The following is a 24,638-nucleotide window of genomic DNA, read 5'->3' on the forward strand; positions in this document are numbered from 1 at the left end:
TTATGAGCGATCAGCATCAACATATCAGATACCATAACGAATCACTGGAGATCCTTGACTTTCAGGGAGAGATCGACAGTCTGCCGGATGATTTTTTCCTGCAATATCCATCCATCAAAAGCCTGCGGATAAGTGTCAAAAACCTCACTACACTTCCTTCCTCCTTCGGTACCCTGCAAGCGCTGGAAGCATGCTGGCTGTCTGATTGTAAAATCAAAACTTTACCTGAAAACATCGGGCTGCTGAAAAATCTGGAATCGGTGACGCTCGGCATCGGTAATATGGATATCAACAAGGAAGCCCTGAAACTCGCTACCCTCCCTCAGCTCAGCTCCCTGCAGCTCAGCAACTGGAGAGGCAACGACTTCCCGGAAAACCTTCGTCTGCTGACACACTTAACCAATCTCGATCTCAGCAACGATAAAAAAAATGAAGGGAAAGCGCCCGCCATCATGGCACTGACAGGAGCACTTCCACAACTTGCACGGCTGACCCTCACGCTTCGCGAAAAAGATATACTGGAGCTGCTCACCCCTGAGCATATGCCAGTCCTGGACAAACTGGAAGTACTTAACCTCGGTTACTTTGGAATCTATAGAAGCCAGGAGCTCAAATTGCCCATATGCGTCGCCGTTACCCGGAATGTAAAAATCGTCAGTGCCTACGAAAAAACGCTGCCGGAATTCCGTCAATTAACAGCAGGTAAAAACTATACAGCAGAGCAGCTGCAACTGTTGTTCGGACTACATTTACAAAACATCCCGGCAATCAACAGGTTATTGGACAACCAGCTGGCCAATGCTATCACGCAACAACAGCGACCAGTTCTCCGCCTGCTGGACAAGCCTAAAGGAGAAAGCCAAAAGTCCATACAGGAAAAGCTGTCTAAGTATGGTATCACGGTCAACAACAAATCAGCGGATACCAACACCATTGTCGTCGTAGGTACCAAAACAGTTATGGAAGAAGTACTGCCATTGCTCGATGCCGGTTGTCAGGTGATTACTGTAGACCAGCTGAATGAAATACTGATCCAACAAGATGACCACTGGCTATTGCAGGACGATAATGAGGAGGCCAATACACAATTACTCCGGTTGTTTACCTCCAATGATGCAGACAACTACCACCTGGCATTTCAAATCATTGAAACCGGTGGCGCCAACAAAACCGTACAAACCTTGCTGGCAGTGGTGATGCTGGCACATCCTGATAAAGCAGTCGCAAAAAAAGCGGAGAAGCTTTATGATAAATTCGGTTCCCAGGGTTTCAGGCAACATATAAAAAATCTCCGTCCGTCTTTACGTGTAGGCGGCAATACAGAGTGGAAACTCCGTAATACGCTGACCAATAAAGATGTGGACGAAGTGATGTTCCGACTCATGTACCAGGTGATTGCCGGTGCCAACAATAATATGGCGAAAATAACAAGCGATTCCTTCAGCATGAAAGGCATCGCCAATATTACCTTACCGCCGGAAATTGTTTATTTCACACAGATCACCGACTGGGACTTCGAAAACTGTGAAGGTTTTAACCTGGAAGCTGCTATTCCCATCTTCAAAGAAATGCCCAACCTCAAACATCTGCGGCTGAACGGATGTCATATCGAGATACCGGCATCCATCAGCGGGCTTACGCAGCTGCAAACCCTGGAGATAGCCCACAATACATTGGTTGCAGATAGCTCCCTGCAATCCATGCATTCATTACAATACCTGGATGCCACCGGACTCAAGATAAAAAACTGGAGCTGGCTGGGCTCACTGAAAGGACTGACAAAACTGATACTGAATAATAATCAGCTGAAAGAAGTTCCTCCGCCTGTTTTTGATATGTCTCAGCTGACAAGATTAGAATTAAAACAAAACAAACTGGCTGCTATCCCTGAAGAACTGGCCCGGCTGAATCATCTCAGTTACCTCGACTTTAGCAATAACCTGATCAGTGAATTTCCCTACTTCCTTGGTCGATACCAACTGAAAGCTCTCCTGTTGCGTTCCAACCAGATACAGGAAGTAGATACGCATAAACTGGCTGCTTTCGCCAACAACCGGCAGGTAGACTGGCAGGAGTTTAATCTGTCACGCAATAAGTTAAAGGAATTGTCTTTTACCAGCTTCAAAATGATAGTGCGTGATTTCGATATCTCCTACAACCAGCTAACGGTACTGCATCCTTCCCTCTTTGCATCAAAACCACAGAGCTTCTATGCCCAGCACAATCAGATCACCGAAATCCCTGCACTGGAGCCAGGTACCCGGTTATCTCATTTATGGCTGCAAAACAACCTGCTGACGGAACTGCCTGCTCATTTTGCCCATGTAGTGGTTGGTAACTGCGACCTGAGCAGCAATCAGATCAGCACCATTCACCCCGACTTTCATAAGTTTGGTGCAGACAGATATCAAAGGCTATACTGGAAACTGCATAATAATCCTATCCCCAGCGGGCGCATTGGAGATAAGTATTTCTAACTAACTATAAAAAGCAAAGCGGAAGTGTCTGGACACTTCCGCTTTGCTTTTTATATGAAACATCTTTTAGTATCCGATACAAGCCAGTTTCCCGTCCATAGTACTTACCAGCACTTTGCGGTTGCCGATTGGCAGCACGGCATTTACGAGGCAGTTGGATAATTTATGTTTCCACAACAACGTATAGTCGTTACGGTTTACTGCATATACCACACCGGAATGAGTAGGTGTAAAGATCACCCCGTCGCGCTCTACCGGTGCTGCGGGATTCAGCTCATAGCCCATTGCAATAGGTGACTGCCACAGTACCTGCATAGTATCAGCAGTAGCAGATACACCGTATAGGTTACCCTCCATAGTTTTGATAAAGGTCTGGCTGCTATCTGCTGACAGGCCGATAGATTCCCGCATTCTGATGTTGGGTACTGTTTTGCGCCAGATCACATTGCCGGTCAGGCTCTCAAAAGCGGTCATATAGCGGTCCGGTGCCACGATAAACACCTTGCCATGTGCGGCTACCGGATAACAGGCTGCCGGAGAATACATCCTATTAGAAGCGCCGTTGTTCCATTTCCATTTGAGTGCGCCGGTGGCGGCATCCAGTGCGTAAAAATCATTGCCCCAGCTGCCGAAGTAAACGTTGCCCTGATAAAACAGTGGTTTATCTTCCACAAAACCTTTCACCTCCGTGAACTCCCAAACGAGTTTGCCGGTGGCTACGTCGATAGCCCTGAAATGCCCGTCGGATGAGCCTATATAGGCGATACCGTTAGTAATCTGTGCGCTGGCCACTACCGGTTTGCCGGTTTCAAAGCGCCAGCGTTGTTTTCCATTGGAAGCCTGGATGCAGTAGATATAATGATCTGAAGAAGCCACAACGATATCATTACCGGCTACAGCAGGCGTAGCATATATTTTGCCGCCGGTTTTGAAAGTCCATTTCTTTTTACCGTTGTTTACCTGTAACGCATATACTTCACCAGCTGTATTGGTGGAGATCACCAGATCTTTGGCCAGTGTCATGCCAGAGCCGATATCACTGTTATCCTGGAAAGTCCACAGGGCTTTTACACCTGGGAAAGAATCGTTCATAGCAAAAGACGGACGTTCAAAAGGAGTTACATCATAACGGGCATGATGATTTTTCAGCTGCTGTACAGTCCATTGTCTGTTTTTACCGATCAGAGGCGTTCTTTCTTCGAAGGTAGCCTGGTTGTTGGCAACAGTGACGATGTTGTAACCGCCGATGCTGTCTTTGGCGCGCAGGTTGGAGCGGCACATCACACCAGGGATGTTTTCAAAATCAAAGACTTTGTTGGTATGACCATGCCCGCAAAGGGCCAGCTGGATATTATGCTGTTTCAGGCGATCGAGCGCTTCATACCAGTTGTTGAGGTCTGCATTCTGCGGATAGTGATTGATATAGATGATGGGCGTAGTGGTATCTTTTGTTTTCAGCAAATTATCCAGCCATACCACATTCTCTCTGGGCACCTGGCCGGGGCCCATGCGCATATTGGGGCCGCAGTTGGTACCGATGAACCAGTAACCGCTGTATTTAAACGAAAATGTTTCATTGCCGAATACGCGGCGGAAAGTGTTGCCTCCGCTTTCAGACCATTTGGTATCGTGGTTACCCGGGATGATATACCAGGGTTTATTAAGTTTGTCGAGCAGGCTTTTGGCCAGCTTCAATTCTTCATCTGCACCAAATTCGGTAATATCTCCGGAAATAATCACAAATGCGATGGAAGGGTTCTGGTTGATGTCTGCAACACTGCGCTGTACGTCTTCTGCTGCGTTATCACTGCCCACGTGGATATCTGTCATCAGGGCAAACTTAAAGGTGTTTTGTGCCATTGTCATTGTTCGGCATAGGATCAGCATGGTAAAGCTGCATAGCAGGAAAAAGTATTTCATCATTTAGTCTTTAGGTGCATAGAATTTCGTTTTTTCCAGCCAGGAGTTAAAGATGGTATAGAAGACAGCCAGGATAATAGCACCTTTGAACATACCGGTGAAACCCCACGCCACCATTCCGCCGATGACTCCCAGGAAAAGCACAAGAAACGGAAGTTTTCCGCTTTTTGCAATGAGAATCGGTTTTAATACACCGTCCATCACCAGCACACCTGCACCGTAGATAGCAAGGAAGACGGCCCAGCCAGTATGTCCCTGCACCGCCATCCAGATCACCACAGGCACCCATACCCATAGTGGCCCTACCTGTATCACCACCAGAAAATATACTACTGCCGCCAGGGCCAGGGCAATAGGTACACCTGCTATGATAAAGCCAATCCAGGAAACAGCAGCCGCTATCAACGCCGTGCCCATCACGCCGATGGAGACACCTTTTACAGCCTGCGCCGTGGCCGCCAACAGGGCATAACCATCTTTATCCCCAAACATATGCGTCATGGTAGCCCGCACAGGGCGCATCAGCTGCTCACCGCTCACCAGGAAAATAGCAGACACAATAATACCCAGCACCACCTGCAACGCCATGCCCAGAACGCCCACACCCGTAGTAACAATCTGATGAATGGCCTGCATGATCTGTCTTTCATAGATACCGGCCATTTCCCTCGGCCGTAGCTGCAGCTCTTTCCAGAATGCCGCGATATCTTTGCCTGCGAACGGAACATTGGTAATCCATACAGGCAGATCGGGTATCCCGTTTTCCCGAGCCGCGGTTATCCACTCACCAGCTTCCTTCAGACGTTCATTGACAGTGGAAACAGCATATCCGAAAGGCAATGCCACCAACGCTATCAGCACAATGGAATAAAGCACTGCCACCAGCTTGCGCCTGCCACCCATCCATTTACAGCATCGTTCATACAGCTTCGAAAACGACACCGAAAAAATGATCGCAAAAGTGAAAACCCCGAAGAATATCTTCAGCACGTCATACAGGGCATACATCAGCCCCAGCAGTAACAGCAGCACAATGACGGTTTCTATGATCCTGCGCGAGGTGGATGGAATACGGGTAGTCATATCGGGAGCCTGTTTTGGGTGATTCGAGGATGATCATCTTTCGGTCTTAACAATTTACTAAAAGATAAGGGAATTGCCAATGATCTGCGTCCACTTGTATTTATTCAGACGGAGCAACACACATCACCTGCTTAACATTGTTTCCCCCCAATCGCTTTGAGCGAAAGCTTCGTTGTTAAAAAACAACCTGACAAAGTATTTTATAACAGTATTATTACCGATGAATGGTACTAAATCCTGGTAAGGAACTTCCATGTAAAGATCGCTGTAATAACCCGAATTATAGGCCGCAGCATCGTAGGAAGGAGTAAAGTATTGGCTATATGCCAAAACGCTTCCATCATCCTTCTTTAAAAAATTTCCGCCTGCATCACAGAAATAAACTTTCGCCTGGCAATTAAGCTTCAAAGCATTTTCGACAGTGAACTTAGGGATAATGTACATGCGTTGGTTTTCAACTTCATCTTGTATGGACAGATCTATCTTTTTACATATAGGTCCGTTCCGCATAGTAAAGTATGAATAGGCACTACGGGCAATTTCATTCTTATTATCATCCCATACTACAAAAAGTAATTTTAACTTGCTCTCCCCGTTCTTTATTTTAAACTGATTATACGGGAAAAACAACCTGTAATTCTCAAATTTAGTATTAGAGTAGGCAGGAGTAAACTTTTCAACAGAACAGGCGTCACCAGTATTAGTTTGATACTTAACATCCATAGCCGGAACCCTTTTAGCGTCATGGGTGAAGAAATAGATACCGGCAATGCAGTTTTTATTCTTTGCATCCCAAATATTGAAGTTGGCAGCCACCTCCATACCATTGACACCATTTCTTGTTACGTTATGGGTTGTCTTGATATTGAAGACCGATGCAGAAGGTTTAACAACGATACCAGACAAGGTGTCAGTACTGGGCACTTTAGTGAAAGTCTTTGGGTATTTCTCTGAAATGATCTTTCTGTCTCCGGCAGACAGCCCTGTATTCCAACCTACTCCTTTGTGATCCAGCGTTAACTCAGCGGGAATCGGATAATGCATAATAGACTGTGGGTCATAGGTGCCGTTGGATAGTGTTACACTATAGTGATTAAAGACTTGTTGGTCTACTTCGGCAGGAAGCCAGCCATTTGTTTTATAGTAGTAATTATAAGCGAGTGGTTTATTCCACTTAATAGTACTATTTGCGCATTGATGCTCATGATTAAGCCCCAATGCATGTCCAAACTCATGCAGGATTGTTCTTTGGAATTCAATTTCTTCTGAATATTCATTAAACCATCCATAATGCATACTTGCAATCCCTTGGCGCGTATTATACAAAGATTGCCGTCCAATTTGACTCCACGAAGCCTGGTCATTTGAAAACTCTATTAGTATATCAGGTTTGGCATTCTGCTCAAAGTTGAAATGAATATTTGCATATTTTTCCCAAACCTGTGCGTATTTTATTACCTTATTCCGTAGAAATGAAGAACCATTAGAAAAAACTACATTAAGAATAGCACCATTATCCCATTGAAAGTCCGATTGAAAAACATAACTCCCAGCGCCATGCGGAGCAGTATTAACGGCTGTTTTTTCAATACACATACGAACTTGCCCGTAAGAGCCTGTATACACAATAAGAAATACAAACAGGTAAAGTACCTTTTTCATAGATAGTGAGATTTTAAAAAAGATTGCTCAATTCAAAATAGGCTTATACATCCGCTACTCCTGTAACACTCGGCTCAATGAAACCATTAGATGGTTATGCTTGGGAAAAGAATTCTCGTAGAAATAAGAAAGGACAAACCGGGAAGAATTCCGATTTGTCCTTTTCGTGTCCCGGATTGGATTCGAACCAATGACCTACTGCTTAGAAGGCAGTTGCTCTATCCAGCTGAGCTACCGAGACTTATCTTTTGTTTTTCCCGTTAATGTGAAATAAATTGCTATATTTATCTATCATTTTGGGAGTGCAAATTTATGGAAATATTTTCCAATAAATCAAATTTAATTTAATTTTTCTTTAAAATACTGATTGAAATATGGACGTTCAGATCGAAGACAGCTGGAAAGAGATACTCAAGGACGAGTTCAACAAAACCTATTTTGCGGAGATTGTCATGCACCTGAAACACGAGAAGGCATTGGGTAAAACCCTTTACCCTGCTGGCAATAACATCTTCAACGCATTCGAGAAAACCCCTTTTAGTAATGTCAAAGTGGTGATACTGGGACAAGATCCCTATCACGGTCCCGGACAAGCACATGGCCTTAGTTTTTCCGTGCCCGATGGCATCAAACCGCCCCCTTCCCTCGTCAACATTTACAAGGAAATGAAAACCGACCTGGGTCTGGAAATCCCGCAAAGCGGCAACCTCACCAAATGGGCTGAACATGGCGTACTCCTGCTCAATGCTTTCCTGACGGTAAGGGCCGGCGAACCTGCCTCCCATAGCAAAATAGGCTGGGAAAACTTCACCGATGCTGTCATCCGTAAAATATCCGACCAAAAAAGAGATGTGGTGTTTCTCCTCTGGGGACGCTTTGCCCAGGACAAACAAATCCTGATAGATGCCACCAAACACCATATCCTGAAAGCGGCTCATCCCTCCCCTTTCAGCGCCGCCAATGGCTTCTTCGGTTGTAAACATTTTTCCAAAACCAATGAGCTCCTGCTAAAAGCTGGCATCGAACCGGTAGACTGGCGTCTCTAAAATAACTATCTGTATCTTTACCGTAAGTTATCAGTTATGTTAAAAAATATACTGGGAAGAATTTACGCACTATACGCATTGTTATTGTTTGCTGGTATGATGCTGATAGTTCTTATCCCTGTCTCGATTGCCTCATTTTGGCCAGAGCCTGTACCTACACGTGTTTTTATCGCTATAGGCCGCAGATGGATGAACATATACCTGCCGTTGATCGGCTGCCCTACAAGGCTGAAAGGAATGGAAAACTTTGCCTCCGGTCAAACCTATGTGATTGTATGTAACCACAACTCAATGATGGACGTACCGATCACCACCGGTTATATACCTGGTGCCAATAAAACCCTGGCCAAAGCCTCCATGGGTAATATTCCGCTGTTCGGTATACTGTACAGGATCGGTGGCATACTTGTGGACCGCAGCAGTGAAGCCAGCCGTAAACAAAGTATTTTGGACATGAAAGAAGCGCTCAGCAAGGGCATCCACATGCTCCTATATCCGGAAGGCACCCGCAACCGCACCGCAGACCCGCTGAAATCGTTCTATGACGGCGCCTTCGCACTGGCCATAGATACGCAGATGCCGCTGATGCCTTCGGTACTGTTTAATACCAAAAAAATCCTGCCACCCGAAAAAACATTCTTCGCCTGGCCGCATCGGATCGAGTACCATATACTCCCACCCATCCCCACCACCGGGATGACCCGCGATGATATGCCCGCATTAAAAGAAAAAGTATTCCGGCTGATGTGGGATTATTACGAGGCAAATAATAAAGACTAAGCATAAACGAAAGAACCCGTTTGAATCAAATCAAACGGGTTCTTTCGTTTCAGTAACTACTATATTGGGTATACAGCACCATACCAGAATATCCCAACGACGGACATCATAAAAGCAGCCCCTTCAGATGCCTCTCTGCGGTGCATTCGCGGCGTATCAGCTCCTGCAGTTTATCTACGGTTGCATCGACTACGGGCACGCCTGCACGCGCCCGATATCGTTCAGATGGTTCAATATCTCCGGGTTCTACCAGTCGCCCGGCAATACGATCGGATATCCCATAAAAAAAATGCAGCGAAGCCATTTTAACTGCTTCGCTGCATTTCTATGAAATATCGCTAAAAATCGTAAAACTGTCGCGATCGGTTGATTCGCAAATCCCGCAGGATACCTGCTTTGGGATTGATGGTGATGCTGAACTGCCGGAAAGTACCAAACGGTATCAGGTTAATCGACATCTGCCAACAGTGAAGGTCACGCGAAATATACATGTTCGTATAGGCGATCTGCATATTGGTAAAATCGAAACCACTATTCAGACCTATCTTCCATTTCGGTGTCAGGCTGAAGTCTCCGTTGAAGTTAACGTACTGGGTTATACGTCGTACTACGCCTCCGGAGTCGGGTATGACCTGGTTGGTATAAGACAAGCTATACGACAGGTCCACGCGCCAGGGGATATCGAAGTCCACATATTCTCCGGGGTTGTTACGCACCATCTGCAGCTGTCGTTGCTGGGCAGCCAGTGCGGCGTCTGCGTTAGTGATATTCTCCAGAGAGTCCATGGCCTTGCGTTTGTCCTGACTCTTCTTGTTGTCCTTCGACTGGAAGGAAGTACTCAGGGAGATGCTGGCATTGGTAAGGCGCCCCAGGCTGATCTTACCCTGCTGCCATACATATTTATCCAGACGGTGCCCACGGTTATCTACCTGATAGGGGTCGATGTTACCGCTGGCGGAGATATTGATTTTATCAAACAGGTTGGTACGGGCATAGATGCTGAAGGTGGAGAGCTTGAAGGAGTCGGCCACCAGGTTGTAACTGCCGTTGATACCAAAACCATCCAGGAGCTTCACTTTTTTCTCATGGTTGCCTGTGGTGTCTTTCCGGGAGAAGACTTTCATTTCCAGGTTATTGTCCAGGCCGAAGTTGAGACCTCCAAATGCCCCCGCCGATGGCACCCCTATAACGGAACCATCAAAGTAGGATACTCTTGTAAGATCTTTAGGATTGCCGCTGTACTGGTATGTATAATAGTAGGCGCTGGAAAGGTCCGGACGGTAGCTGGCGCTGAGTGTAGGGCGCACCACGTGGCGGATGGCTTTCACCTTGGAATGTTTGCTGAAGGCATACATTCCATACACAGCAGTAGACAGGGAGACGCTGGCACTGATGTCGCGGGCTGCATAAAAACCGGGGACGTAGGTAGTGTCTACACCGCCAACGGAATCCTGGGATACCCGTTTTTTAGGGTCCCATGATCTCACCACCTTTTTAGTGTACCAATATTCGCTATAGTTGATACCAGGTGATAAGGTCAGTGTTTTCAGTATCGGGATGGAGAACGATATCGGCACGTTGTGCTGCATACCGGTCTGCATGGCGTCCCACATCTGTTTTTTGCCGAACAGGGAGTCTTTGAAGTTAGCCTGGTTACGTAAAACAGCATTATAGGATACACCGATTTTCTGGTACCATTTGGGAGTGCCCACCATTTCCTTTGGCTGGAAAGGATAGATGGTGTTCACGGTGAAGGTACCGTCCGGGAAGGAGATAGACACATCACGCGTGCTCAGGTTCTGAGAGTGGTTCAGGCCCAGGGTAAGGTTATAAGGCTTGCCCTGCCAGGTTTTGGAAAAGGTGATAGACGACCCGATGTTGTTGTTAACACGGGTATTATAATCGAATACGTTATATCTGTTATATGAAGATGTTCCGAAGTTAACGCTGGCGCCAAAGTTTACACCAGGACGGGCTTTGCTGTCCATGCTGTGGTTCCAGGTTACCCGGAAGTCTTTGGAAGTCTGGAACTCGGACTTAACGGCCGGGTCTCCAAAGCGGGTATTGGCAAAGCTCAGGTTGAGGCCACCGTTGTATTTATAGCGTTTCCGGTAGGTAGGACTGGCGGTGAGGCTCCAGCTACCGTAGGAGTAAACATCACCCCGCAGGGTCAGGTCCATATGCTCCCCCATACCAAAGTAATATCCTCCGTTTTCGAGGCCCATCCCTTTCTGCTGGTTCACCACATACTGCGGTGGCAGGATACCGGAGCGCTGGCCCTGGGTGATAGGGAAGATGGCAAAAGGAATATAAAGTGGCGTGGGGATACCCATAATTTCCAGGTTAGCCGGACCGGAAATTACCAGTTTGTCCGGGATAACCTTTATTTTGCGGGACCTGAAGCTGAAGTGCGGTGTGTCCAGATTACAGGTGGTATAACCGTTTTTGTAACCGAAAATGGTATTATCCGCTTCTTTTTTGGTTAGTTCACTATGAATGTAACCTTCGCCGTACTGGGAGCGGGTATTGTAGATCTTTGCTTTCTGAGAGGTAAAGTTGTACCGGAGTGTATCCGATTCAAAGCTTTGGCCGCCGTCGTTCATCACGGGGCGTCCGATAAGTTTACCGGCAGTATCTTTGGCATTGGTAGCTTCCAGCACGCCGGTAGCCTGGTCAAAGTTCATTTTTTCTGCCGAGAGATCGATACTTTTATACTTTGTGTTGGCAGCACCATACAGATAAAAACGCTTGTCGGGCACCATCAGAATAATGGAATCTTTGGCTTTGTAGTTTACCGGTGCGTCCAGTGTATCTTTGGAGACCTTGGGCACAAAGATGGTATCCACCGTTACGTGTTTGGTGGTGTCCTGATCCCGGGAAACCACATTGGTATCCGAAGTAGGTTTAACCGCGGCTTTGCCGGCCTTGGGTTTTACCGTATCTTTCCGGGCGGGAACAGTATCTGCCAAATTTTTGTTAAAAGTCAGCGATGCGTGTGGCCTGGAGCCTCCGGACGCATCTATAATAAAGGGAACGGCAATAACCACACCTGCAAATACCAGGTATGTCTGCCGTAAAAACTTTTTATAATTATTTTTGTAACTAGAACTCATGTGTTAAGGCGGGCACAAACCTACAAGAAATTATACAAATTATTACAAAAGACAACTTGTAAAGTTTGGTGCCGTTCTGTGGGAAAGGTAGTGTAAACACGCATGGAGCAAAGGAATGATTAATTTAAACAGATAAACTTATTTTTTTATTTTTTGTGATCACAGCACCCATTAAAATGAGAATCATGCGCTGGAACCGATTTTGGATCTTAGGACTGGGAACATTATTCACCTGTACCTTTTTTATTCAGGCAAAAAACAATCCAGTTTCCAGGAAACAGGAAAACCCTATCAGAACTATTGTAATTGATGCGGGACACGGTGGTGAAGACCCCGGGGCTAAAGGAAGCTATTCCACAGAGAAACAGGTGACACTGGCAGTAGCCCTGAAACTGGGCAAGATACTGGAAGACAACCTCCCTGATGTAAAGGTGGTGTATACACGAAAAGTGGACCGTTTCGATGATCCCCGCAGAAAAGCACAAATCGCCAATGATGCCAAGGGGGATCTCTTCGTTTCCATTCACTGTAACTCTACCGGCAAAATCCGGAAGGTGACCGGCTACAAAACCGTTTACCGCAAGAAAGGCAAAAGGAAGATTGCAACACAGCAACCGGTATATGGCTATTTCGCCAGCAACGCAAAAGGTACGGAAACGTATATATGGGCTACCAGTAAGAACAACGCCAAAATGGAATCCCTGAAACAAAACTCCGTGATCGTACTGGACGCCAATTCAGAAGAAACCAAACAGCTGATGGATGATACCGACCCGGAAACATTCATTTTGCTCAACACCCTGCGTAACGCCTACTTCGACCAGAGCCTGCGCCTCTCTACCCTCATCGAAGATGAATTTACCAAGGTAGGTCGCATCAGCCGCGGCGCCAGACAAAGGAATGAAAAAGGGATCTGGGTACTGTCTGCCACTGCAATGCCAAGTGTACTGGTGGAACTGGGCTTCATCAGTAACCCGGAAGAAGAAGACTACCTGAACTCCGCCAACGGACAACAGGAACTGGCCATGGGTATCTTCAAAGCCATCAAACGGTACAGGGATGAACTGGAGCGCTTTACCAACAGCCGCAACTCTTCCCTGGGAGAGGAGACGACCGCCAGCCGCCCGCAGGCATACCACAAGGCAGGTAAATCCGGTAAAAAACCGGCTGCCCCCCGCCCCGATGATGAATACTGCGTGCAGCTGATGATATCAGATAAACTTTATACACCGGGAGCTTCCATTTTCAGGAAGCTCCATGGTAATATCGCCAGGGAGCAAATTGTCATGAATAAAAAAAAAATGCACAAATACACCTGGCGGCATATTAAATCAGACCAGCAGGCCACCACGGCTGTACGAAAAGCCCGGAAGCTCGGCTTCAAAGACGCTTTCGTAACTTCCTGCTAACCATACGTTCTCCCCAATACTTCCCCCCTTTTACCCCACTTTTCCCCTTTTTATTTCGAACATTTTCTGTCTGCGACTTCCCGTGCACGCTTTTTGATTATTTTTGCGTGAACGTATACGAATCTCATGCTCAAATTATCTAATGAAACCAAGGTTGGCATACTTACCGTGTTGGGTATAACCTTACTCGTACTGGGCTTTAATGTATTGAAGGGAAAGAGCCTGTTTTCACGCAACAAAACCATATATGCAGTCTACAAACAAGTAAATGGACTGCAGCCATCCAACGCTGTACAGGTAAACGGCCTGGTGGTAGGTAGCGTTTCAGAACTGAATGTAAAGGATAATGATCCCTCCCAAATACTGGTAACGATCATCCTCACCAAAAAAATAGATATCCCGCGCAACTCCGTAGCCCGCATCAGCAGCGATCTGCTGGGCGTTAAAACCGTACAGATGGAACTCGGCAATGCTACAGAATACCTGAAAAGCGGCGATACCATCTATGCTGCCACAGTAGACGGCTCCATGACAGATGCCCTGAAAGAACAAATCAGCCCGCTCGTGAAAAAGCTGGAAGGCACCCTGTCCAATATCGACTCCGTACTGCTCGCCGTAAACGATATCCTCGACACCACCGCCAAAGGTAACCTCCAGGAAACCATGCGCAATCTCAATACCAGCATGCGCCACTTTTCCCACACCTCCGCCTCTCTGAGCTCCCTCATGGACCCACAGAAAGGCAGTGTACACGCTACTTTCAACAACCTGGCCGCCGTTACCGGCAACATCAAAAACAATAACGAAAAAATCAGCGGCATCCTCGATAACGCTAAAAAAACCACCGATGCGCTGGCCAATGGCAATCTCGATAAAACATTGCTGCAATTCCAGCAAACAGTGACCAACCTCAACGCTACCATCGCCAAACTCAATACCACCGATGGTACCGCAGGACTCATGCTGAATGATAAAAAGGTGTACAACAACCTCCAGAACTCACTCGGCAGCCTGAACAAGCTGTTGGAAGACCTCCGCGTCAACCCGAAACGTTATGTGCATTTCTCCCTGTTCGGCAAAAAAGACAAAACGAAACCACTGCCTTCTGATACTGCAGCGGTACAACAATAAGCACTCATGAATCAACATATCAGATCAGTCCTTTTACTGGCAGTCATATGCCTGGCAGCTATATTGCCCGCCAGCGCGCAGATCCCTGCGCAACCCGCCCCTAAAAAAGGTACCGTGATCGAAATCCTGGGTGCAGACACACTGCAGCTCATTGAGAAAGACACGATCAATATCACCCGCTTCATCGGCCACGCCAGATTTAAACAGGGTACCACCCTCTTCTTCTGCGACAGCGCCGTCAAAAACAATAAAACCAATATCGTTGACGCATACGGCAACGTACATATCAATCAGGCCGACAGCATTCATATCTATGGCAACTACCTCAACTACGACGGTAACACCCGGCTCGCCATCCTCAGAGAAAATGCCCGGCTCACCGATGGAAAAGTAACCATCACCGGCCCGGAACTGCAATACGATATGAACGCCAAAATAGGCAGCTACCTGAAAACAGGCCGCCTGGTCAACGGTAAAAGCGTCCTCACCAGCGATGAAGGCTACTACTACACCGAAACAAAGGAAATGCACTTCCAGCGTAACGTGGTACTGGTAGACCCGGACTACACGCTCACTACAGACGCCCTGCTCTATAACACGGAAACCAAAATTGCCAACATCATCGCTCCCACCACCATCAATGAAGGTAAGCGCATCATGTACGCCACCAGCGGTTATTATAATACCGACAAAGGTTATGGCAACTTCGGCAACCGTCCTACTATCGAAGACAGCACCGGCACCCTCACCGCCGACAATATAGAAATGGACAAAATCACCGGTATGGCCTATGCCACCGGCAACATGGTATATAAAGATACCGTCCGCAAAATGTCGCTGCTGGCTAACCATGGCATTGTGAACCAGAAGGAAAAGACCATCCTGGCCACACAAAAGCCGCTGCTGATCATGGAGAAAAACAAGGATACCATGTACCTGGCCGCCGACACCCTTTTCTCCGGTATTATCCGGCCTGGCGACAGCCTCTCCATCCCCTCCGTGAGCGGCCTCAAAAGAGAACCGGTCAAGGAACAGCTACGCCCTCTTAAAACCATCCGGCCAAAGGAATATATACCCATCAACATCTCTCCGGTCAATAAAGGCGACTCCCTCGCCAAAAAACAACTGGACAGCGTTCCCGGAGCTATCATGATGTTTGTGGCCGACAGTGTACTCGCCAAAACCAAAAATAAACTCGACTCCAACCGGGTCAAACTGGTTAAAATGGCGCCGGCACCCGATATTATCGCGAAAGACTCCCTGCCTGGCATCAAACACCATGCAGACAGTATAGCTCTCTCCACACCGAAGGATACCGCAGACCAGCGCTATATCCTGGCCTATCACCATGTACGGATGTTCTCCGACTCCCTCCAGGGTGTGGCCGACAGTGTATATTACTCTAGCAAAGACTCTATCTTCCGGTTCTTCCGTAATCCGGTATTATGGTCCAACAATACCACACAGCTCAGTGCAGACACGATGCTGATGTTCACCAAAAACCAGACTGCCGATAAAGTGCTGATGATCAAAAACGCTTTTATCATCAACGAAGCCGGCCCTGAAATGTATAACCAGGTGAAAGGCAATACCATCACCGGCTACGTGGCAGGCGAATCACTCGACTGGATGCATGTGGAAGGAAACGCGGAAACCATCAACTACATAAAAGATCAGTCGGGCGCCTATATGAGCGTCAATAAAGCACAATGTGCTATCATCAACATCTTCTTTAAAAAGGGAGAAGTAGATAAAGTGGTAATGATTAAAGATCCGGAAGGAACAGTATTTCCTTTCACCCAAAGACCCAAAGAACAACTGCAGCTGGAAAACTTCCACTGGGATATCAAACGGAAGCCCAAAACGAAGTACGAGCTAATGCAATAAATTCATTTGATTATTGGGTTATTTGATTATTTGGTTGTTGCCCGATAATCAAATAACCCAATAATCAAATAATCTAATAACTAAATGTATTTATCTTGATCAGAAGCGCATTCAAAACCCTCCTGTCCCCCCTCCACACCTTTTTAAAAGACAGCCGTGCCGTAGGCATTATACTGATCCTCTGTACGATCATATCTATGGTACTGGCCAATTCTTCCCTGCAGGAAGGTTATGTTGACTTCTGGAACGCCCTTTTCAATCCTGCCGGCGGGCACCATTATCAGTACCGCTCCCTTTATCTTCCCAACTCCTATCTGTTATGGATAAACGACGGCATGATGGTACTGTTCTTTTTTCTCGTAGGCATGGAAATCAAACGGGAATTGACTGTAGGTGAACTCTCTTCTATTCGTAAATCCATACTCCCCGTACTGGCAGCTATCGGCGGCATGCTCTTCCCCGCTCTCATCTTTACCTTATTTAACGCCGGTTCCGACTATTCCCATGGCTGGGGCATCCCCATGGCCACCGACATTGCGTTTTCCCTGGGTATCCTCTCCCTGCTGGGCAAAAGAGTACCGGTATCCCTGAAAATATTCCTGATGGCACTGGCCATTATCGATGACCTGGGCGCCATCCTTACCATCGCCATTTTTTACACCCCGCATCTGGACATGCACTACCTGCTCATGGCGGGAGCCGTGTTGCTGATTCCGATATTACTCAATGTCCTGAAAGTAAAACGCCTGATATTATATTATATACCCGGTGTGGTTTTGTGGTATTGCCTGTTCAACTCCGGCGTACATGCCACCATCGCCGGCGTTCTGCTGGCCTTCTGTATCCCGCAGGAAAAAATTGCTGACCTGGTACACGATCTGCATGACCCGGTGAATTTTATTATCATGCCCCTCTTTGCATTGGCCAATACCGCGATACAACTGCCATCAGATGTAGTGGGCGCCTTGCATAATAATATCAGCTACGGTATTATTGCGGGCCTGGTGCTGGGCAAACCCCTCGGTATTTTCATCTTGTCATTTACAGCTGTAAAACTGAAGCTGGCCAGTCTGCCTTCCAAATCAGGCTGGATGCAGCTGATCGGCGTAGGCCTTATTGCCGGTATCGGTTTTACCATGTCTATTTTTATTTCTTCCCTGGCTTATGAAGAAAGAGAATATCAGATCATTGCCATTATTTCTGTTATCGCAGCTTCACTGATAGCGGGCATTGCAGGGTTTATTTTCCTCCGTATGCTGAAACCGGCCCCTCTCATCAAAAAAGGCAGTTGATAGCTGATTGGCACTGTTATTGTAAGCCTACTCCGAATTTTTGGATAGTCGTATATACTTTAGAGTGATTAGCCAACGTTAATAGACGCATACATTTTTTGTATCAATTCAAATAGCAACAATCTATGAAAAAAGTCGTGTTATTATTCAGTCTGATTGCCCTGCTGGCAGTACAGGCTAACGCGCAGAAAAAGAAAAGTTACGGTAGCAGCGTAGAAAACTACAATACCGCACTCGGTATCCGTGTGAACCCATGGGTGGTAGGTTTCACTATCAAGCATTTTATACAGGGCCCTCACGCCATTGAAGGTCTGGTAACCACCAACCACGAGCATAGGGCCAATGTTACTGTCACTGGTCTGTACGAATACCACTGGAACATCGGTAAGCCTGAGCTGAACATGTACGCTGGTGGTGGCGCGCACATTGGTTTCTATGACCGCCGTGACTATGATTGGGACCGTTATATAGACAAGGGCAAAGGTACTTACGTATCTCCGGGTCTGGATGGTATCATCGGTATCGAATATACCTTCAAGAATATTCCTTTAAACCTGAGTGCTGATCTCAAACCTTATGTACAGTTTGTTGGACCAACCAACTTCATTGGTGAAGAGATTGGCGGTTTATCTGCAAGATTCACTTTCTAACAGGAAATAAAACACTAATAACCCGTAAACGGATCATGGCTCACCATGATCCGTTTTTTATGTTCCGTCATTTTAAAGTACTTTTATTGTTCAACTGCTGGCTATGAAAATCTTCTCAGCTGCCCAGATCCGGGAGGCCGACGCTTTTACGATAGCGCATGAGCCTGTGAGCAGCACCGACCTGATGGGACGGGCTGCAGGCAAATGTGCTGACTGGCTGATGGAACACTATCCCCCTTCCTATCCTTTTTATATTTTCTGTGGTAAAGGCAATAACGGTGGCGACGGGCTGGTGATAGCTCAAAAGCTGCTGGATGAAGGTTATCAGGTAACGGTTTGTCTGCTGGAATACGGTAGCAAAGCCAGCGAAGATTATATCTATTACTACCGGCGGCTGCAACAGCAATATGCAGGCCGTATCCGTGAAATCGCTGATGTAACCGGCTTTCCGGAGTTGCCCGCATCTGCTGTGATTGTGGATGCCATCTTTGGCACGGGTCTCAACAAACCGATAGAAGGCTGGCTGGCGGGTATTATTCACAAGATCAATGACCAGCATCCCCGTCATGCCATTGTGGCCATCGATATGCCCTCCGGACTGAAAGCGGATACCAGTTCCCGTAACACACCGGTCATACAGGCCCATCATACCCTCAGTTTCGAGTTTTACAAACTGGCTTTTCTGTTGCCCGAAAATGCAGCCGTGGCGGGGCAGGTGCATATTCTGCCTATCGGCCTGTCACCGGACTATATAACGCATACGTCTACACGTTACCATCTGACAGATCTGGACATGATGCGTACCATTTATATGCCGAGGACACCATTTTCTCATAAAGGCACCTACGGTCATGCTTTGCTGATAGCCGGCAGCCGGGGCAAAATGGGCGCCGCAGTACTCAGCGCCAAAGCCTGCATCCGGGCTGGTGTAGGGCTGCTCTCCTGTCATATCCCCGGTTGCGGGTATGATATTATGCAGATCAGTGAGCCCTGTGCCATGTGTATTACTGATGAACTGCCCGACCACAGTACCCATTTTCACGAACAGGCCGATGCCCGCTATAAAACCATCGGCATAGGCCCGGGGCTGGGCACCGCTACAGCTACTGCCAGCTCCCTCGAAAAACTGCTGGCCACCTATAAACGCCCTATGGTCATTGATGCCGACGCACTGAATATGTTGGCCGTATATCCCTCCCTGTTATACCAGGTGCCGGCAGGTTCTATCCTGACACCTCACCCCAAAGAATTTGAGCGCCTTTTCGGACCTTCTGCCAATGATGTGGAACGGCTGGAACTGTTGTCCAAACAGGCTGTGCGCCTGCAGTTGTATATTCTGCTCAAGGGCAGGTATACCGCTATCGGCTGCCCCGATGGCGCAGTTTATTTTAATGCCACCGGCAACCCCGGTATGGCCACCGGCGGCAGCGGCGATGTACTGACAGGGATCCTTACCGGTTTGCTGGCCCAGGACTATTCTCCCAAAGCAGCTGTATTACTCGGTGCCTGGATACATGGCTATGCCGGCGACCTGGCCGCAGCACATCTCTCGCAGGAAGCCATGAGCGCGGCAGACATTATTTCCAACCTTGGCAACGCTTTTATGGAGTGCTTTTATTGACAGCCAAAAGTGTAAATCACACCCCCATGAGCAGATATTAACAAATATCTCCCCTCCCCTTTTAATTCATCATTCGTAATTCGTAATTCAAAATTTTATTATTTATATTTATTGGATAACATTTACTCAATACGCTATTTTTTCAACCGAGCAATTTAAATACGCTTCTATGAATATTGTTTTCCTCGTTCCTTGTTTTGGATTACTGGCTTTGTTATTTACTGCTATCCGAAGTTCCTGGGTTACCCGCCAGGATGCGGGTAATGAAAAGATGAAAGAAATAGCGCAGCATATTGCAGAAGGCGCTATGGCATTTTTAAAAGCGGAGTATAAAGTCCTTATTTATTTTGTTGTTGTTATCGCCCTGTTATTGGGATACATGGGATCGTCGCACCATACCTCTCACTGGTTTATTGGTGTAGCCTTTGTGATGGGCGCAATTTTCTCCGCTACGGCCGGATTTATTGGAATGAGAATCGCTACTAAAGCTAACGTACGTACAGCGCAGGCCGCACGTACCAGCCTGGCCAAAGCACTGGGAGTATCCTTTACCGGTGGCTCCGTGATGGGCATGGGTGTTGCCGGTCTGGCAGTATTGGGCCTCGGTTCCCTGTTTATTGCTCTCAAAGCGTATTTCGGCGCTGCAGCCAATACTGCAGAAATGGTAAAGACCATTGAAGTGCTTACCGGTTTCTCACTGGGTGCAGAAAGCATAGCCCTCTTTGCCCGTGTAGGTGGTGGTATCTATACCAAAGCAGCCGACGTAGGTGCTGACCTGGTAGGTAAAGTGGAAGCCGGCATTCCGGAAGATGATCCCCGCAACCCTGCCACCATTGCCGATAACGTAGGCGATAACGTAGGTGACGTGGCTGGTATGGGCGCCGACCTTTTCGGTTCTTATGTGGCCACCGTACTGGCTACCATGGTATTAGGCTCTGAAACCACCTCCCAGGACCTGTTTGGCGGTATCGCTCCTATCCTGCTTCCCATGTTGATTGCAGGATCAGGTATTATCTTCTCCATGATCGGTACCTTCTTCGTAAAAATAAGCGACAATGCCGGACTCAATACCAGCGTGGTACAGCGGGCACTCAATATGGGCAACTGGGGTTCTATCGTGCTCACCGCCATCGCCTCCTGGTTCCTGGTTAACTGGATACTGCCCGACGGACCTATGGTACTGCGTGGCCATGAGTTCACCAAAGGCCAGGTTTTTGGTGCTATCGTGGTAGGTCTTGTAGTAGGTACCCTGATGAGCATTATCACCGAATATTATACGGCCATGGGTAAACGCCCTGTGCGCTCCATCATCCGGCAGTCTGCTACCGGTGCAGCTACCAATATCATTGGTGGTTTGTCTGTAGGTATGGAATCCACTGCCCTGCCTATCCTGGTACTGGCTGGAGGTATCTATGGCTCTTATGCGTTTGCAGGCCTCTATGGCGTGGCTATCGCGGCAGCCGGTATGATGGCCACTACAGCTATGCAGCTGGCCATCGATGCTTTTGGCCCTATTGCCGACAATGCCGGTGGTATTGCGGAAATGAGCGAACTGCCTAAAGATGTAAGAGAAAAAACCGATATCCTGGATGCTGTGGGCAACACTACTGCTGCTACCGGTAAAGGTTTTGCCATCGCTTCCGCCGCCCTTACCGCACTGGCACTCTTTGCTGCCTTTGTAGGCGTGGCCGGTATCCAGGGAATCGATATCTATAAAGCCGATGTGCTGGCAGGCCTGTTCATTGGCGGCATGATCCCCTTTATCTTCTCCTCCCTCGCCATCGCAGCCGTAGGACGTGCCGCCATGGCCATGGTGGAAGAAGTACGTCGCCAGTTCCGGGAAATACCTGGTATCATGGAAGGCACCGGCAAACCGGAGTACGACAAATGCGTAGCCATCTCCACACAAGCCTCTATCCGTGAGATGATCCTGCCAGGCGCTATTGCCCTCACATCCCCACTGCTCATTGGATTCCTCGCAGGCCCCGAAGTACTGGGCGGATTCCTCGCCGGCGCTACTGTCAGCGGCGTATTAATGGGTATCTTCCAGAACAATGCCGGCGGCGCCTGGGACAACGCTAAAAAATCATTTGAAAAAGGCGTGGAAATCAACGGCGAAACCTACTACAAAAAATCAGAGCCACATAAAGCTTCTGTTACCGGTGATACCGTAGGAGATCCCTTCAAAGATACTTCCGGCCCGTCTATGAACATCCTGATCAAACTGATGTCCATCGTTTCGCTGGTAATCGCCCCTACCCTGTCTGAAAAATTCCATACCAAGGAAGTGCCTCCGGTGGTGAAAATGAAAACCGTCACCCCTCCGGCAGCTAAAGCTTCCGTTTATGTAATGAAATAATTTAAATAGCGGACAACACCCGGACCAATTTTTTACTTTCTCATTTTCTTATTTTTTGACAAAATCCCAATAAGAAAATAAAAAATAGGAAAATGAGAAAATTGATCCCGGTTCGTTGTCCGCTAATTTTTTAAATTTTACTGTAATTTTTTTTGTTACAGTAAAAAAGAACTGTACTTTTGTCCTACAAACTGTAATAAAAAATAAAACAGTTAAACAATAAGCCTTGCGGGGCTGTAATTATATCACTACAAAAACGCATTGACATGAAAGTAGCTATCATCGGAGCATCCGGATTCATCGGCTCCGCCCTTTTAAACGAAGCGCTCAACAGAGGCCATCAGGTGACTGCCATCGTACGCCATCCTGAAAAAATTCAACTTAAAAACGACCATCTGACTATCAAAAAAGGGGATGTAACCAATGAAGCTGAAGTAGCGGACCTGGTAGCCGGCAATGAAGCTGTTATCAGCGCTTTCAACGCTTACGATACTGCTACCTATGTAAAAGCCATCCGTGCTATCATTGGCGGCATTAAACAAGCCGGCATTAAAAGACTGATTGCCGTAAGCGGAGCAGGCAGCCTGGAAGTAGAGCCCGGCGTTCAACTGATCGACACTCCGGGATTTCCGGCAGAATATAAAGAAGGAGCCGCTGCCACCCGGGAAGCTTATAAAATCATCAAACAGGATAAAGACCTGGAATGGACCGTGTTAAGTCCTGCTGCCATGATCGCCCCCGGCGAACGTACCGGCAAATTCCGCCTTGGCGGCGACCAGCTGCTGGCTGACGCCAACGGTGAAAGCAAAATATCCACCGCCGACTACGCCGTAGCCCTGATCGACGAGCTGGAAAAACCACAGCATATTCAGCAAAGGTTTACAGTAGCTTACTGAACTGTGATTAATCCTGATACTACTGATGTTCCTGATAGGCGGAGATTATAGCGGAGATTAAATATAAAAGAGAAGAGCCTGTTGATACAAAATCAACAGGCTCTTCTCTTTTTAGTTATCTCTTTTAAAAATGTGCTCCTCTTTCATCTCCGCTTAGATCTTCGCCCATCAGGAGAATCAATGACATCAAAATCAATCATAGTTCCTTGGGCTCACACCAAACTTCTTCTTAAACGCATTACTGAAGTGCTGCGGAGAAGAATAACCGGCTTCATCCGCGATGATAGCCAGTGATTTACCGCCGGACAAAATCAGTTCTTTGGCCAGGTTCAGCCGGTGATCGTTGAGATAGCCGAAGACAGTGGTTTCAAAAATAGCTTTGAAACCGGATTTGAGTTTAAACTCGTTCAGGCCGGTCATACGTGACAACTGTTCCAGGCTGGGAGGGTTATGCATATTGTCCAGCAGCAGCTGCCGGGCATGGTGCAGTTGCTCTATTTCTCTGGCTGGGATCTTACGGCCTCTGATGGTAATACCGTTATCGCTTTCAACCTGGTCACATTGCAGAGCCAGCAGCTCCATGATTTTGGACTGAAGGAACAACTTTTTCAAACCGCCTTTATACTGACACTGGCGTATCTCGGCCAGCACCGTTTTCATCTTTGGTGTGATGAGGGGGTTCCTTTTATCCGCCAGGATAGCGCTCTGTTTGTTCGCCACCCGGTCAGCCAGTTTACCCAGCACCTGTACATTATTGTCGGCCAGTTCAAGAAAACGCTCAGGTATGAAATTTAATCCCATTATCTGAATCCCCGGCTGTTTCTTCAGCTCGGCAGATTCTTCCCGGTGAGGAGAGTAGACAATGTTGTGTTGTAGCGAGGAAAACCGGAAATTGTCCCCCATACCTTCCACAGAAGTACAGATATCGCCCTTTTCCATAAAAAGCATAGACACATGGGGGATCACATCACCCGTGGCAACAAACAGATCTTCATATACTTCTGCTTCGCATATCACCAGATGAATGCCATCAAATTTCGACTCCTGTATGTTATAAGCACCAAAATCCAGTCTCCGTTCGGTGCTTTCCTCGATAATAGTCCTTGATGTGGACAAAGTTCCGGGAGAAAAAGGAAAGTCTTCCTGCAGCAATATCTCCCTGAGCTCATTTCTTATCACTACAGTCATAAAATAATCCGTTTCGTATAAGTTATAATCCTTTTCGTGTAACAGCTATACGGATAAACAGTAGCAAATTTGCACAAATATATTCCGCAAAATTCAAATTTAAACGCCATGATTGGGATATTCC

Annotated in this window: 17 protein-coding genes and 1 tRNA gene; 11 read left to right on the plus strand and 7 right to left on the minus strand. The window is 47.3% G+C overall.

The genetic code is table 11. From position 1 onward, the window contains the following. Nucleotides 1-2: 2 nt before the first annotated feature. On the plus strand, nucleotides 3-2,477 hold the full coding sequence (locus KD145_RS10205) for a leucine-rich repeat domain-containing protein (RefSeq protein ID WP_212005791.1): 2,475 nt from the start codon (nucleotides 3-5) through the stop codon (nucleotides 2,475-2,477). Between the two features lie 66 nt (nucleotides 2,478-2,543). Here the strand turns inward: KD145_RS10205 and KD145_RS10210 are convergent, their stop codons facing one another. The 4 genes from KD145_RS10210 to KD145_RS10225 form a co-directional block, all read right to left on the minus strand. Continuing rightward, nucleotides 2,544-4,337, minus strand: a complete 1,794-nt coding sequence (locus tag KD145_RS10210; RefSeq protein ID WP_249219785.1) for a PQQ-binding-like beta-propeller repeat protein — start codon at nucleotides 4,335-4,337, stop codon at nucleotides 2,544-2,546. A 63-nt stretch (nucleotides 4,338-4,400) separates the two neighbouring features. Next, entirely contained in the window at nucleotides 4,401-5,480 is a 1,080-nt protein-coding gene (locus KD145_RS10215) for an AI-2E family transporter (RefSeq protein ID WP_212005793.1), read from the minus strand. Nucleotides 5,481-5,603: 123 nt separating this feature from the next. After that, nucleotides 5,604-7,142: a M12 family metallopeptidase gene (locus tag KD145_RS10220; protein WP_212005794.1), complete on the minus strand. Its 1,539-nt coding sequence runs from the start codon at nucleotides 7,140-7,142 to the stop codon at nucleotides 5,604-5,606. Nucleotides 7,143-7,309: 167 nt separating this feature from the next. Beyond that, nucleotides 7,310-7,383 (minus strand) — tRNA-Arg (locus tag KD145_RS10225). Between the two features lie 133 nt (nucleotides 7,384-7,516). On the opposite strand from KD145_RS10225, the gene ung reads away from it, so the two are divergent. Then, a complete protein-coding gene (ung, locus tag KD145_RS10230) occupies nucleotides 7,517-8,188 on the plus strand; it encodes a uracil-DNA glycosylase (RefSeq protein WP_212005795.1) in 672 nt (223 codons plus the stop codon). Nucleotides 8,189-8,224: 36 nt separating this feature from the next. Further along, the gene (locus KD145_RS10235; protein ID WP_212005796.1) at nucleotides 8,225-8,968 is read left to right on the plus strand and encodes a 1-acyl-sn-glycerol-3-phosphate acyltransferase; all 744 of its coding nucleotides are present in this window, start codon (nucleotides 8,225-8,227) and stop codon (nucleotides 8,966-8,968) included. Between the two features lie 106 nt (nucleotides 8,969-9,074). Here the strand turns inward: KD145_RS10235 and KD145_RS10240 are convergent, their stop codons facing one another. After that, nucleotides 9,075-9,272 (minus strand): hypothetical protein, encoded by a 198-nt coding sequence (locus KD145_RS10240; protein ID WP_212005797.1) that lies wholly within the window; start codon nucleotides 9,270-9,272, stop codon nucleotides 9,075-9,077. A 34-nt stretch (nucleotides 9,273-9,306) separates the two neighbouring features. Then, a complete protein-coding gene (locus tag KD145_RS10245) occupies nucleotides 9,307-12,081 on the minus strand; it encodes a putative LPS assembly protein LptD (RefSeq protein WP_212005798.1) in 2,775 nt (924 codons plus the stop codon). Nucleotides 12,082-12,266: 185 nt separating this feature from the next. On the opposite strand from KD145_RS10245, the gene KD145_RS10250 reads away from it, so the two are divergent. From KD145_RS10250 to KD145_RS10285, 8 genes are all read left to right on the plus strand, one after another. Beyond that, nucleotides 12,267-13,490 (plus strand): N-acetylmuramoyl-L-alanine amidase, encoded by a 1,224-nt coding sequence (locus tag KD145_RS10250; RefSeq protein ID WP_212005799.1) that lies wholly within the window; start codon nucleotides 12,267-12,269, stop codon nucleotides 13,488-13,490. Nucleotides 13,491-13,616: 126 nt separating this feature from the next. Beyond that, nucleotides 13,617-14,621, plus strand: a complete 1,005-nt coding sequence (locus tag KD145_RS10255; RefSeq protein ID WP_212005800.1) for an MlaD family protein — start codon at nucleotides 13,617-13,619, stop codon at nucleotides 14,619-14,621. Between the two features lie 6 nt (nucleotides 14,622-14,627). Then, entirely contained in the window at nucleotides 14,628-16,508 is a 1,881-nt protein-coding gene (locus KD145_RS10260; RefSeq protein WP_212005801.1) for an OstA-like protein, read from the plus strand. 95 nt (nucleotides 16,509-16,603) lie between these two features. After that, a complete protein-coding gene (nhaA, locus tag KD145_RS10265) occupies nucleotides 16,604-17,800 on the plus strand; it encodes a Na+/H+ antiporter NhaA (RefSeq protein ID WP_249219786.1) in 1,197 nt (398 codons plus the stop codon). Nucleotides 17,801-17,925: 125 nt separating this feature from the next. Then, nucleotides 17,926-18,450: a hypothetical protein gene (locus tag KD145_RS10270; protein WP_212005802.1), complete on the plus strand. Its 525-nt coding sequence runs from the start codon at nucleotides 17,926-17,928 to the stop codon at nucleotides 18,448-18,450. Nucleotides 18,451-18,553: 103 nt separating this feature from the next. Next, the gene (locus KD145_RS10275) at nucleotides 18,554-20,071 is read left to right on the plus strand and encodes an NAD(P)H-hydrate dehydratase (RefSeq protein WP_212005803.1); all 1,518 of its coding nucleotides are present in this window, start codon (nucleotides 18,554-18,556) and stop codon (nucleotides 20,069-20,071) included. Between the two features lie 169 nt (nucleotides 20,072-20,240). After that, the gene (locus KD145_RS10280; protein ID WP_212005804.1) at nucleotides 20,241-22,430 is read left to right on the plus strand and encodes a sodium-translocating pyrophosphatase; all 2,190 of its coding nucleotides are present in this window, start codon (nucleotides 20,241-20,243) and stop codon (nucleotides 22,428-22,430) included. A 266-nt stretch (nucleotides 22,431-22,696) separates the two neighbouring features. Then, nucleotides 22,697-23,326 (plus strand): NAD(P)-dependent oxidoreductase, encoded by a 630-nt coding sequence (locus KD145_RS10285; RefSeq protein WP_212005805.1) that lies wholly within the window; start codon nucleotides 22,697-22,699, stop codon nucleotides 23,324-23,326. A gap of 192 nt (nucleotides 23,327-23,518) precedes the next feature. Here the strand turns inward: KD145_RS10285 and KD145_RS10290 are convergent, their stop codons facing one another. Then, nucleotides 23,519-24,514: a helix-turn-helix transcriptional regulator gene (locus KD145_RS10290; protein WP_212005806.1), complete on the minus strand. Its 996-nt coding sequence runs from the start codon at nucleotides 24,512-24,514 to the stop codon at nucleotides 23,519-23,521. Nucleotides 24,515-24,638: the final 124 nt, after the last annotated feature.

It is taken from the genome of Chitinophaga sp. HK235 (assembly GCF_018255755.1).
Taxonomy (GTDB): domain Bacteria; phylum Bacteroidota; class Bacteroidia; order Chitinophagales; family Chitinophagaceae; genus Chitinophaga.